Annotated in this window: 11 protein-coding genes; 3 read left to right on the top strand and 8 right to left on the bottom strand. The window is 58.3% G+C overall.

What is annotated here, in order from left to right; genetic code table 11:
* A partial coding sequence (locus HW932_RS20795) for a hypothetical protein (RefSeq protein WP_222932478.1) occupies positions 1–540 on the top strand: 540 nt, incomplete at its 5' end.
* An 84-nt stretch (positions 541–624) separates the two neighbouring features.
* Positions 625–996, top strand: coding sequence for a hypothetical protein (locus HW932_RS20790; protein ID WP_222932477.1), 372 nt, complete (start codon positions 625–627; stop codon positions 994–996).
* On the opposite strand, the gene HW932_RS20785 is transcribed toward HW932_RS20790, so the two are convergent.
* From HW932_RS20785 to HW932_RS20750, 8 genes are all read right to left on the bottom strand, one after another.
* Entirely contained in the window at positions 993–4163 is a 3171-nt protein-coding gene (locus HW932_RS20785; protein ID WP_176978373.1) for a type I restriction endonuclease subunit R, read from the bottom strand. The two genes, HW932_RS20790 and HW932_RS20785, sit on opposite strands and share 4 nt — an antisense overlap.
* A 51-nt stretch (positions 4164–4214) precedes the next feature.
* Complete coding sequence (locus tag HW932_RS20780) at positions 4215–5387, bottom strand: hypothetical protein (RefSeq protein ID WP_176978372.1); 1173 nt, start codon at positions 5385–5387, stop codon at positions 4215–4217.
* The gene (locus HW932_RS20775; RefSeq protein ID WP_176978371.1) at positions 5384–5866 is read right to left on the bottom strand and encodes a DUF4365 domain-containing protein; all 483 of its coding nucleotides are present in this window, start codon (positions 5864–5866) and stop codon (positions 5384–5386) included. Before HW932_RS20775 ends, HW932_RS20780 begins: the two co-directional genes overlap by 4 nt.
* Entirely contained in the window at positions 5866–7077 is a 1212-nt protein-coding gene (locus HW932_RS20770) for an IS630 family transposase (protein ID WP_176978370.1), read from the bottom strand. The genes HW932_RS20775 and HW932_RS20770 overlap by 1 nt, the downstream gene beginning before the upstream one ends.
* 115 nt (positions 7078–7192) lie before the next feature.
* The gene (locus HW932_RS20765) at positions 7193–8956 is read right to left on the bottom strand and encodes an SIR2 family protein (protein WP_176978369.1); all 1764 of its coding nucleotides are present in this window, start codon (positions 8954–8956) and stop codon (positions 7193–7195) included.
* Positions 8957–8999: 43 nt separating this feature from the next.
* Positions 9000–10223: a restriction endonuclease subunit S gene (locus HW932_RS20760; protein WP_222932476.1), complete on the bottom strand. Its 1224-nt coding sequence runs from the start codon at positions 10221–10223 to the stop codon at positions 9000–9002.
* Positions 10216–11793 carry a class I SAM-dependent DNA methyltransferase gene (locus HW932_RS20755; RefSeq protein ID WP_176978367.1) on the bottom strand — a complete coding sequence of 526 codons (1578 nt, stop codon included), beginning with the start codon at positions 11791–11793 and terminating at the stop codon, positions 10216–10218. The genes HW932_RS20760 and HW932_RS20755 overlap by 8 nt, the downstream gene beginning before the upstream one ends.
* Positions 11794–11822: 29 nt before the next feature.
* Complete coding sequence (locus HW932_RS20750; protein WP_176978366.1) at positions 11823–12023, bottom strand: type II toxin-antitoxin system TacA family antitoxin; 201 nt, start codon at positions 12021–12023, stop codon at positions 11823–11825.
* 137 nt (positions 12024–12160) lie between these two features.
* On the opposite strand from HW932_RS20750, the gene HW932_RS20745 reads away from it, so the two are divergent.
* The coding region (locus HW932_RS20745) for a restriction endonuclease (RefSeq protein ID WP_176978365.1) at positions 12161–12788 on the top strand (628 nt) is incomplete at its 3' end.

Genomic DNA, 12788 nt, shown 5'->3' with positions numbered 1-12788 from the left:
GAAATAAGAAAGGCATTCTTTGCTTTACGAGATGGAGATGGAATGCCAGACGTTTTCTATCTGGGCCATTTCCCCGATCAAGCGACTGGCAGGTTGGCTGCCAAGCTAGATATGCTTTTTTCAATAAAAGTTCCAACCAACGAAAAGGACAGGAAGGATTGGGTTGCTAAACATAGAGTGGCGACTTTATCTAATGACCACAGGCGACACCTTCATGCTCGAATTATGCTTGCCTTCGGTAGAGAGGGGTTCGACGATTTCGCTTGGTGGCCAGATGAGGATTTAAAAATTGCAATCGTTTCAGGAAAGCAGACGCTGTTAGAAGCTGATAAGAAGAGAACAGAACTCTTATCCCAGTATCAAAGCCTATGCGCCACTTTTACGGACAGCGACAAAAAGAAAAAACTAAGCATTGAAACGCAGCAGAATAATGCAAATGCGACATATGATCAAGCAAAAAAAGAGCTAGCCCCATTCGAGGACGAGTGGCGGCGTCGCCATGGCGACCTGGATCCGCTAGTTTGCTCGCCTCACGGATAACGACATCGACGGGCTGATTCAGAACGTCGTCGCGCCTTCTTTGGCTTCGTTTCATCGAGCGACTCAAGGACGAGTCCGGTCATCTTGCGTGTAATGAATAATCAAATGAACAGTCGCCGATCCTACTTTGCTATCCAACCCGATCTGCCAGGGCAAGCATCAATCACCCTTCACTACCAAGACGAGAAAGGGGAGATCTATTTAGGGCCGCATGTTCGTTTGTCCGGGCTGGCAGGAATGGCCCACATTGAATCCAAGGAGTTGGCGGAACAATTTGCGGAAGCGTGCGCCCCACGTCTTCAAAAACGATACGGTAAAGAAACTCGGCTCAATGTTGTTGAATGGTCGGCAACTTCTAACAACAAGCTGGATCTTCGGATTAAGAACGATTCGGAAATAATCAAGAAGAGACTGGCAACTAGAAATCTGGCCCCGAATAAACCCGTGCAAGATTAACATCCTCCCAACCCTCTTAAAGGGCGAGGCGGATTCCATCTCGCCGACAACGCTTCGGCTTGGGCCAGCACCGTCTGAACAGCGGCATCCTGCAAGTCCGGCGGATAGCCGTAGCGGCGCAGGATGCGCTTGACCAGAACCCGCATCTTGGCACGGGCACTGGAGCGGTGCGCCCAATCCACCGTGATGTTGCGCTGTAAGTCGGTCAGCAGTTCATGGGCGATGACCTTGAGCTGATCGTTGCCCATGACTTCAACCGCGCTTTGGTTCTCAGCCAGGGCGTCATAGAAGGCGATCTCATCCTCCGACAGCCCCTCGTCCTGGCCGCGCGCCTTGGCGGCGCGGATCTCATGGGCCAGTTCGATGAGTTCCTGAAGGATCTCGACGGTGCTGAGCGCGTTGGTGTGGTAGCGGGCGATGGCCGCCTCCAGACGCTCGGAGAACTGCCGGGCCTGGACGACATTGGTGCGGGTGCGTGCGCGCACTTCGTCGTTCAAGAGCTTGCGCAGCGCTTCCAGGGCCAAGTTCTTCTGCGGCATCTGGGCGACTTCGGCTAAGAAGTCATCCGACAGAATCGAGATGTCCGGTGTGCTCAGACCGGCGGCGGCGAGAATGTCGACGATCTCGGTCGAGACCACGGCGCGGTCGATGATCTGGGCGATGGCCCAATCACGCTCGGACTTTGACTGGCGGCCACTGGTGCCGGTCTTGATTAGGGCCGCGCGCAGGGTCTGGAAGAAGCCCACGGCCTCTCGAATCTCGCGCGCGTAGTCGCTCGCCGACGCCAGCGCGAACGCTTTGGACAGAGCGAGCGTGGCATCCTGAAACCGCCGATGGGCGCGCTTCTGCGCCTCGGGCGTCTTCTCGCGGGCGGCCGCCTCCTGCTGACGGGCCAGAATCCATTCGATGGCCTCGGCCATGGTCGCCAGCCGCGCCTGAGCGGTCCCGGTCAGTCCCTGCTGATAGTTGAAGCCGTGGAACATGGCGTCCACCACCTCGAAGGCTTCCTGCAGGGCCGCGACCGCCTCGGCCTCGTCGACGCCGGTCTGACGCTGATCGGCGGCGGAATACTCGGCCAGCGCCCGCTTGAGGTTCTGGGCGATGCCGATGTAATCGACCACCAGCCCGGCGGGCTTGTCGCGAAAGACGCGATTGACGCGCGCGATGGCCTGCATCAAGCCATGTCCGCGCATGGGCTTGTCGACGTAGAGGGTGTGCATGGAGGGCGCATCGAAGCCGGTCAGCCACATATCCCGCACGATCACCAGTTGCAGCGGATCGTTCGGGTCTTTGGCGCGCTTGGCCAGCAGATCGCGCCGGGCCTTGGTGCCGATGTGCGGCTGCCACTCCTGGGGATCGGCCGCCGAACCGGTCATGACAATCTTGATCCGTCCGGCCGCATCGTCGGCGGAATGCCAGTCCGGGCGTAAGGCGACGATAGCGTCATAGAGGGCGACACAGATGCGCCGGCTCATGCAGACCACCATCCCCTTGCCCTCCAGGGCGGCGACGCGATCCTCGAAGTGCTGCACCAGATCCTCGGCGACCATCGCCAGCCGTTCCTTGGCGCCGACCAGGGCCTCGATGGTCGACCACTGGCGCTTGATCCGCTCCTGCTCGCTCTCGGCCTCGTCCTCGGTCAGTTCGGCGATCGCGTCATCGATGGTCGGCTTGGCTGCTTCCGGTAGCTCGATGCGGGCCAGACGGCTTTCGTAGTAGATGGGCACCGTCGCGCCGTCCTCGACCGCGCGGCTGATGTCGTAGACATCGATGTAATCGCCGAACACCTGCCGGGTGTTGACGTCGGCGCTGTCGATGGGCGTGCCGGTAAAGCCGACGAAGGCCGCATTGGGCAGGGCATCGCGCAGATACTTGGCAAAGCCGTAGCTGATCTCGCCGGTCTTGCTGTCCACCTTGGCCTTGAAGCCGTATTGGCTGCGGTGGGCCTCGTCGACGATCACGATCACGTTACGCCGGTCGGTCAGCACCGGATAGGCCGACTCGCCCGCCGGCGGCGCGAACTTCTGCAAGGTGGTGAAGATCACCCCGCCCGAGGCGCGGTTGAGTTGGGCGCGCAGATCCTCGCGGCTCTCGACCTGGATCGGGGTCTGACGGATCAGATCGGCGCACAGGACGAAGGTGGAGAACAGCTGGTCATCGAGATCGTTACGGTCGGTGATGACCACGAGGGTTGGGTTGGCCAGTTCGGGACAGCGCACCAGTTGCCCGGCGTAGAAGGCCATCAACAAGCTCTTGCCCGAGCCTTGGGTGTGCCAGATGACCCCGACGCGGCGGTCGCCATCGGGACGGATCGCAACCAGCGTGCGCACCATCGCCTGACGCACGGCATGAAACTGATGGTAGCCGGCGATGATCTTGAAGGGGCCGTTGCCGGTGTTGCCGAAGACGGTGAAATCGCGCAGCAGCGCCAGGAAACGCGCGCGCTCGAACACGCCCCCAACCAGCACCGCCTGTTCGGCCTGCCCCTTCTCCGCCACGGTCTGCCCGTCCGTGGTGCGCCACGGCATGAAGCGTTCCATATTGGCGGTGAGCGAGCCGATACGCGCCGTCAGTCCATCGGAGATCACCAGTGCCGCGTTGGTACGGAACAGCGATGGGATCTGGGCCTTGTAGGTTTGGAGTTGGTTGAAGGCTCCCGCCATCGTCGCCTGCTCGCCGCCGGGGTTCTTGAGCTCGAAGACAGCCACGGGCAAGCCGTTGAGGAACAGCACAACGTCGGGGCGGCGGTTGATGCCGTTCTCGACCACCGTGAGTTGCGCGACGGCCAGCCAGTCGTTGCCGTCGGGATCGTCAAAGTCGACCAGCCGCACGGTATCGCCGCGTAGCGTGCCGTCGGCGGTGTAGAACTCGACCGGCACGCCCTCGACCAGAAGCCGATGCAGGCGGCGGTTTTCCTCGATCAGTGACGGCGAGACCGTCGCGACAAGCTGCTTGAGCGCATCTTCCTGCGCCTCAGCGGGGATTTCTGGATTCAGCCGCGCGATGGCGGCGCGCACCCGGTCGACCAGCAACACATCCGAGAAGGCTTCACGCTCGGCCGCGTGGCCCTCGGGACCGATGACGGCATCGCTCGTGCACCGATAACCCAAGCCCGCCAGTTGCTCCAGCAACAGCCCTTCAATATCCGCTTCCGAGATAAACGTCATCCTTTGCTGCTCCATTCAAGCGTCACGAGCCGGACGCGGCGGTCAATGGCCTCAATCGCTATACTCCAGCGTCGGCGTACCGGCGATCTCATCGCCATCCTGATCCTCCAGCACTTGCAGCGCGCGCGGGTTGCGAATCTCCCAGCGCCGCCCGGTCGGGAATAGATCTCCGAGCAACGAGATCGCCGACTTGTCCTGGAAGGCTTGAATCACTTGTGCGTAGACGGCTTGCTCGAAGCGCACCCGCACCCGGCGCGGTTTCTCATCGATCAGCACACGCAATGTGGCGTTGCCGTCGAACTGCTCGAACGGACGGTCGAGGGCGATGACAAACCCGGTGACGCGCGTATCCGTTACGGGTTCTGATTGCCGAAAGATCCGCGCCGCTTCGCGCAGCACTTCGCCGACCTCGGGGGTGAAATGGAAGGTTTGGCGTGGTCGTCCGGCAGGTCGGGTCCGCGCCCAGGTCAGCCCGATGTCGAAGCCTTGGGTCGTTTCAGTCAGACGGGCCAGCGCCTCGCACAGATTGGCGCTCACGCCGTGCGAGACGGCGGCATCGAACGGCTCAAAGGCATTCTCAGCTCGTGCTTGATCGGCGGCTCGCTTGGCGGCGCCGAGCGCATCGGCCAGCCGTAGCATGACCGTGCGGGGGAAAGGCTCCTCGTCGAAATCGATCGGTCGCTGATGGGTCAGGCGCGGTTGTACCGGCGACAGGATGGTCAGCACATAACTCCCGCGCTCGCTTGGTCCGAGCCGAACCGTTTTGAGGTAATCGGTCGCCTCGGTGACTTTGCGCAGATGGTAGGTGCGCCGGGAATCGACGACCGAGCAGGCCGCCGAGAGCATCAGGTTTTCGGCCTCGCGATAGAGCACGACCCCATCCTCGATGGCGATGGCTCCGCTTGCATCGGCCTTCGGTGCCCGCAACCGCACCACGTCGAGTCCGGAGGTCGTGAGATCCTGGTAGACGGCCAGCGCCGGGCGATCTTCCAGATTGGCCAGAATCTGGATCGCCTCCGCCATGCGCGCGGCGTAATCGCCCAGATCATCGCGGGCCGGAACCAGAATCTCCACCGGATCGGTCGCCGCCGGATCGGGCACATAGACCAGTGCCTTGTCTCCGATACGCTCGACCAGATGCCAGCCTTGCGCGTCCAGATAGGATTTGAGATCGCTCCAGGGGAGTTGCTGGAGAGCGGGCTTGTCGGTTAGATCGAATTTCATAGCGTGCCCTTTTCGTCGATCCGGTTCATCAGGGTTCGCAGGGCGTGCGGATTGAATTGCTGCCGGCGAGGAATATGGACAGTGACGCTGGTTGAGTTCTCCCGTTCCGGGTCGCCCGCGAGCGAGTGCCAGTACCCACCGTGGCGCAGGATCAGTTCGTCCTCGGTGTGCGTCAGCCAATCGTCCTCGTGCTCCGGCAGGACGACCAGGATCAACAGGCGCGGGATCATCACGTCCCGGCGCAAGTCGTCGTAGTTCTTCAGCGGTAGGGCGAAGTTCACGGTCTCGTCACCGATCACGTCGCGCGCGGTCGCCTTGGCCTGAAACTCCAGCCGGGGGCGACGTCCCGCATGGGCGATAAACATTCCATCGACACTATCGATATCGACGGTCGGTTCGACCACATCGAAACCGGCGCATGAGGCGACCGCGTTGATGTAGGCGAGCGAGAAACGGGCTTTGCGGTCGTTCGGGTGCATCAGCGGATCGATTCCTGATCGTCCTCGCCAGCCGCCTTGCGTAGCAGTTCCAGCCCCCGCTCGGTCTGGCCTTGCCCGCGTTGGACCCTCGCACGAAAGCGAGCCTCGGCGTCAGCTTCGGCCACGAGTGCCGCCGTCCTTTGATCGAATAGTTGGATATTATTCACGCATCTAACCATGAGGATTTTCTTGAGCGGAAGATGGAAAAATGAGATCACGCGCTCAGCATGATCTTTTAAAGACTTCAATGCGGTATTTGTGCGTTGTTTCAATTCACTCTTGTTTTTAATGGGCTTTCGTCCGAGTTGCTTATCTTTAATTTCCTCCCAAACATGTTCGTCAGGATTCAGTTCAGGGCTGTATGTTGGAAGATAATAAAGGCGAATTTCATCGCGATGACGCCAAATAAATTTGCGAACTTGTTTTGAACAATGGAAAGAGGCTTGATCAACAATCAAAAAAATCGCGCGATCACGTTCATCAATCAGCTTTTCGAGGAATTGAATATACTCTTCTGAGTTAATGGATTTTTCGGTGACGTAATAATGGAGATCGCCTTTAGCTGTGACAACAGAGAGAATATTGACGCGGCCACGTTGACCAGTCACATAAACATTCGGTCGAATGCCGCGCTGCCCCCATGTTGTCCCTGAGCGGTCTCGAAGGTCAACAGCGGCTTCATCTTCAAAGCCAATGTCCGCTCCAACTTTTTTTGCAAAACTTTGAATTTTAGGGAATTTTTCTGTGAGAAATTGTTTAACAGCCGCTGGATCCTGCTCGCAAGCAATGTAGTTTGGTTTTTGGCTGGTCAACCCCAATTGATGCAGGTGATGATTCACTGTTGACCCAAGGACATTTACACCATATTTCTCGGCCAGTAGCTTTGCCAACAGGTCACACGTCCACAGCGTTGTGTCGTAACCGAAATCTTCAGGAGTGCAATTAAGAACAGTTCTTTTTAACCACGCATCCATCTCTTCGGTCACAGTCGGAGACACTCCAGGAGCTTTTTTCGTGTCCAGTCCTTCATAACCATTTTCTTTATAACGATGAAGCCAGTCATACATGCAGCTTCGACTGAGACCCAAAATTTTGATGACATCTTCAGGGCTATAATGATTTTCCTCAACCGCATGAACCGCGATTTTCCGAAGATAGTTCATTACCTCATCAGGGATCAAACGCGCATCGGATAGCCAGTTCGGTTTCATGGCAAACCTCTATGATTTAAATGCCTTATATGAATTTAGACAGCTTGCCATGCTTTTGGTTTTAAATGTGTCTGGAATATTAATGTAGTGGCTATATCTGTCAGTTACCCGTCAATCACCAAAACTTGCCGCTACGTTCATTTACCCAACTTTTAAAATCTTCCATTATTTTTGCGCAATCTTCCGCAGAACTCCCAAAAATACCGCTTTTTATGTAAATTGATTCATTTCCTTGACTTGAAATAGATTCTCTAATTTCATTGAAAATTCGCGTGCGATTATCATGATTGTAGGCATAGCACCCGAGCGGCACCCAATACCAATCTTTGCTGTTATTATCATTATAGTTGTATCCAAGAGCCATCAAAACTTCGAGTCGGTCAAAGGCATAGCTGAACCTCGCGATAGATGGAATGGCATGTCGATATCGATGCCGCAATAAATTATGCATCCAATCATTGAGAGGAAAATATCGATTGCTCATGCCTTCAAGCAATTTTGCAGCGCCAGTTCCATTCTGAAAGAGGCAGAGTGCCGGCAGCAACTCTACTGCGGTTTTGTCCTCCCTATGTTCACGATGGATGAGCGTTCTAAATAGTTGGTTAAGAAACAGAAATCCTCGCTCCCCTGCCTCGATCGCGCCAAGCCCCAAGGCATAAAAAAGCAGCGTGGCAGGGTAGCGTTGCAACTCGACCCATACAACATAACCGCTATCGATACGGTAAGTCGCCAGCCGTACAAGGGCGTTCTGCCAGATCGCGTAGTGCCAGTCTTCAACCCAGTAACCGCCCACAGCCGCCATCGCAAGCAGCGTTTCGCACGCGGCTTCGTAAGCACGCACCCGCGCGGTAAACGTATTTGTGTCCAGTGCAGGGCAATTTTGGGTAGCGAAAGCCGGTCCAGAAGTGGCTTCAATCACTCGCTCGACCTCGTTGTTGATCAAGTCGGCAAGACGAATGCGATGCTTGGTCTCGGCAAGATAGCCCTTGAGACTGGCTACGGCCGCTTCGGTTGACAGTGGATGCGGACGTGAGAATTGATTTAAGGCTTCGACAAGGCGGGTGAGTTCGGAAAAAAAGCTGTCGGCACCGCCTATGCGTATGGTCTGCGCCTGCCGGTGCTCAATCAGGCGTTTGGCCGCGTTGCCAGGCTCTCCAACAAGCGCCCAAAAGTGGCTGAAGCGGCGGGACACCGAGCGTTCGATGACTTGACGTAAGGCCGTATCCCACTCTGCCGACCAGCCGCAGACGATCAGTCCGAACTCATCGAAGATTCGATCAAGCAAACTATCGAATTCGCTTGGGTAGGATTCCAGTTCGCTAGGCGTGTTGCGTATCCGAGTATCCAGGTAATCGCCGTGAACTTTGAAGACGCAACATTGGGTATGGATCAGCGGCATTGCGCCGTGCACATGATCTTCCGAACTTAACACCGTGGGCACAATCCCCACGTCAGCCAGCGCCGTTTCCATAAGCCGGTCAAAATTCGTGGTGATGATGACGCGGATATGGCCTGTCGCCGCGAGACCTGCTATCGCCTGATGAGCGGCGGTCGGTGCCTTGATGCCTTCTGCGCGTTCCTCTTCGGTGGGTTCAATGTAGCCGCGCAGCAATTGTTGGCGTTCAGCCGGTGTTTTCGCCAGCGCATCCAGGAGATCAGAGTAGTCGGGTTCCTTACCATACTTCTCGCGATACCAAGTTGCCGGATCGGGCTGGCAAGGTTCATCGCATACCTCTGCCAGCTTACGCACGAAGTCAAGCGTGATTTCCCAGCCGGTTGGAATCCTGGCGGAACGCGAGACTCCAGATCCGAGAAGAACCGCATAGACGCCGGGATTCGCCTGTATCGAGAAGGCCAGAGAATGCAACGGCTCAATCATTCGTCCTCCTTTCGCGCAACATGGATTCCACCGTTTGACCCATTCAAAGCACCGCTTCGACGATCCGCTCGGCCTCACGCAGACGAATCTCGCCGGACATCAGCTTGGGGAGCAACAGATCGCGGATTTGGGCGAGGGTGCGGGATTCCTCAAGGTTAGAGTGAATCCGATTGAACAAGAGCGTAACGGTTTCCTCAAAGCTATCAATCAGCTTCTGGTCAGCAATCGTTATCCGCGCTTGCTGAATGGTTTTAGTTGTAATGGTGTCAAACACAGAGCCATGAGCAGAATGTACAAGCTCTTGCACCACAAAACCGAATGCGCAATTCAACCAGAACGGCCACTGATTGAGTGAAGCAAGCGCGTAGCAGGTCTGATTCATCGCCATTTCAGACCCAAACAAGCAGTAGCGACCTGTCGTAGCTCCGCGCGCTACAACAACAGTTGCATTTTTGGGTATCAGTCGAGTTGAGCTTTCTTCAAGCCCCCGTGGCGTAATACTTCGTTCGGTTTCAATCAAGAATGCATCGGAACACTGGCTAACGTCTTTAGCACTTGCCCAAGCGATCGGTCCATGCCAGTAAGCGGTAACATCTGTTTTGGGGGTGCCACCCGAGATCAAGCGCGCATGGTCCAACAGCGGCTCAATGGTCCATCCCACCGGCTTATCTTCATCATCGAGAGCATCGGGGAAAAATTCCCAGATGTGCGGGGCGAGATAGGGCGTGCGGCCTTCAGCCTTGGCGCGCGTGGGGCCGAAGTCCACGAACCAGTCTTTGAACAACGCCCGCGCCATCGCCTCCAGGGTCGCGTTTGTCTGACAGTTCAGCTCGATTTTGTCGTCGAGGGTGCTGAGTAGATCCGCAATGGCCACCTGTTCTTCAAGTTCCACGGGATAGGCAATAGGGGCTTGATGCAGATGATTCCGGTTGAGTCCAGGTACTGCCGCTTTGTCAGAGTAGGCGCTGAAGTCAAGATGACGAAGGAAATAGCTTATGAAACGTTGATCGTTACCTTTAAAGTCGCGAACGTACAGAGTGGTGTTGAGCGGCCAAAAATCACTGTCAACGTAGAAGACCTCGCCTAGCGTCCCATATCGCCCGGTTATTACTCCTGGCCCCTTAACCATGGCTTCAGCGTGATAGTCAGTAACACCCGATGAAGAGACTAGCGGGAATGATCCCTTACAGCGCTTCTTCTGCGGCAGGTCATATCCGCGCTTTAATTCTAGGATGTCTCCAAGCACACCCTGACACCAATCACCCATCAATAAGCACTCCAGCCAACTTATCCCGAATCACCGCCCCCAGCTTCTCCCCTTCGGCCAACTGAGCCTCCAGCGTCGCCCGCAGCGCCGCGAACCGCTCCACGAACGGCACGTTGTCCTCTTCCACCGCCGCCGCGCCGACATAGCGCCCCGGCGTGAGGACGTGCTGATGGGCGCGGATCTCCTCCAGCGTCGCCGACTTGCAGAAGCCGGGCACGTCGGCATACGCGCCCGCGTCCGCCTCACCACGCCAAGCGTGATAGGTGTCCGCAATGCGCGCGATGTCCGCATCGGAGAGTTCCTTGCGGGTGCGGTCGACCATGTGCCCGAGCTGCCGGGCGTCGATGAACAGGATCTGACCGCGCCGGTCACGCAATCCACCGTTGGCCTTGTTCTTGGCCAGAAACCAGAGACAGGCCGGGATCTGGGTCGAATAGAACAACTGCCCCGGCAGGGCGATCATGCAATCGACCACATCGGCCTCGACCATCGCCCGGCGGATCTCGCCCTCGCCGGATTGGCTTGATGACATGGACCCGTTGGCCAGCACCACGCCCGCCGTCCCATTGGGACTGAGGTGGTGGAGGATGTGTTGCAGCCACGCGAAGTTGGCATTGCCGACCGGCGGGGCGCCATAGACCCAGCGCGCATCCTCGCGCAGCTTGTCGCCGCCCCAGTCGGAGATGTTGAAGGGCGGATTGGCCAGAATGAAATCGGCGCGCAGATCCGGCAGCTCGTCCTTGCGGAAACTGCCCTCGGCGTTCCAGCGGATGTCGGCCTCGATGCCGCGCACCGCCAGATTCATCTTGGCGAGCCGCCAAGTGGTGTAGTTCGACTCCTGCCCGTAGATGGCCAGCTCGCCGACCCGTCCGCCGTGGGTCTCCAGAAAGCGTTCGGCCTGCACGAACAGGCCGCCGGAACCGCAGCAGGGGTCATAGACGCGGCCCTTCAGATTGCGCTTGGGATCGGGGAACGGCCCCAGCATCTCGACCAGCACCCGCACCACCGAGCGCGGGGTGTAGAACTCGCCACCGCGCTTGCCTTCGGACCCGGCGAACTGGCCGAGGAAGTATTCATAGACCCGCCCCAGCACATCGCGCGCGCGGTCCTGGGCCTCGCCGAGCGCAATCCCGGAGATCAGGTCGATCAACTCGCCCAACATCACCGCATCCAGCGCGGGCTTGGCGTACTCCTTGGGCAGCACACCCTTGAGGCTGGCGTTGACCTTCTCGATGGCCAACATCGCCTCATCGATGCGCTTGCCGATGCCCGGCTGCTTGGCGGTGTCCTGCAGAAAGGACCAGCGCGCCTCCTTCGGCACCCAAAAGACGTTCTCGGCGGCGTATTCGTCGGGATCTTCGGCCCCTTCGGGATACTCGGCCAGCAACTGCGCGTGCTTGGCCTCGAAGCTGTCGGAGATGTGCTTGAGGAAGATCAGGCCCAGCGCGACGTGTTTGTAATCCGACGGCTCCATGTTGCCGCGCAGCTTGTCGGCGGCCTTGAACAGTTCGGCCTCGAAGCCGAGGTCGCCGCCGTTGCGGGCAGTCTTGGCGGTGGCACGCTTGGCCATGTGCGCAGTCTCCTTGAGATCGGGACGAGTCAGTCAGCGCCGGAGGGCGCCGTGGAAGGCGTGGCGGGAATGCCGGCAAATGCGTGGGGATGACGCATCCTGTAGTCGAGGATCATCACATCGAGCATGTTCGACAGACTGCGCCGCTCGCACTCGGCCGCTTGGCGCAATGCGGCCTTAGTCTCGGGACAGAGGCGGATGGTCAGGGTCTCGGTCTTGAGGGCTGGCATCGACGGTCTCACGGTCCGGTTTCGCTTGTCGTGCAAAGATGGTACAACAGTAGGGACATCCACGGGTAGTGCTTTCAGCGCGCCGTGCGGTGTGAAGTCTACCGACCGTCGTTGATCCTCATGAGACCCGGTGATCCATGCCTCGCAAGAAGAAACACAGCGCGCTCGAAGACACCATTGAAATCGCCTCCCGGCTGCCGTGGTGGGCGGGTCTGCCGTTGGCCGTCGTGTCTTACTTCGGACTTCACGCCCTGGCCGTCACGGCTCCCACGAGCGCCCCGGCCATGCCTGGTGAGTTGGGCAACGTCGTTGTGGGGCAGATGTTTCGCACGATGGCGTTCTATGGCCAGTACCTGCTTCCAGCCATTTTCACCCTCGGCGCGCTCGTCTCCGTCCTGCGTCGGCGCAAGCGGGCGAAGCTCTATCAAGACGTGGCGCGCACGCCCAGCCAACAGGCGCTGGAAAGCCTCACCTGGCACGAGTTCGAGCTTCTGATCGGTGAGTGGTTTCGGCGTCAGGGCTATGCCGTCGTGGAAACGGGCGGTGTCGGAGAACCGGATGGCGGGATCGATCTGGTGCTGTCCAAGCAGAACCAGACCTATCTGGTGCAGTGCAAGCAATGGAAGGCGCTCCAGGTTGGCGTCACCGTGGTACGCGAGCTGATGGGCGTGATGGCGGTCCGGAACGCGAACGGGGGCTTCGTCGTCACCTCGGGCCGCTTCACCGACGAAGCCCGCCGCTTCGCCGAGCAAGCCAAGATCACCC

Origin of the sequence: Allochromatium humboldtianum (assembly GCF_013385175.1) — a bacterium.
Lineage (GTDB): Bacteria > Pseudomonadota > Gammaproteobacteria > Chromatiales > Chromatiaceae > Thermochromatium > Thermochromatium humboldtianum.
This window is presented reverse-complemented; position numbering and strand designations above follow the sequence as displayed.

What these genes read in the sequence shown, in the direction of transcription:
- HW932_RS20765 (WP_176978369.1), bottom strand. Translation starts at nt 8,956, where the DNA reads ATGATTGAGCCGTTGCATTCTCTGGCCTTCTCGATACAGGCGAATCCC.
- HW932_RS20770 (WP_176978370.1), bottom strand. Translation starts at nt 7,077, where the DNA reads ATGAAACCGAACTGGCTATCCGATGCGCGTTTGATCCCTGATGAGGTA.
- HW932_RS20780 (WP_176978372.1), bottom strand. Translation starts at nt 5,387, where the DNA reads ATGAAATTCGATCTAACCGACAAGCCCGCTCTCCAGCAACTCCCCTGG.
- HW932_RS20785 (WP_176978373.1), bottom strand. Translation starts at nt 4,163, where the DNA reads ATGACGTTTATCTCGGAAGCGGATATTGAAGGGCTGTTGCTGGAGCAA.
- HW932_RS20760 (WP_222932476.1), bottom strand. Translation starts at nt 10,223, where the DNA reads ATGGGTGATTGGTGTCAGGGTGTGCTTGGAGACATCCTAGAATTAAAG.
- HW932_RS20755 (WP_176978367.1), bottom strand. Translation starts at nt 11,793, where the DNA reads ATGGCCAAGCGTGCCACCGCCAAGACTGCCCGCAACGGCGGCGACCTC.
- HW932_RS20775 (WP_176978371.1), bottom strand. Translation starts at nt 5,866, where the DNA reads ATGCACCCGAACGACCGCAAAGCCCGTTTCTCGCTCGCCTACATCAAC.
- HW932_RS20750 (WP_176978366.1), bottom strand. Translation starts at nt 12,023, where the DNA reads ATGCCAGCCCTCAAGACCGAGACCCTGACCATCCGCCTCTGTCCCGAG.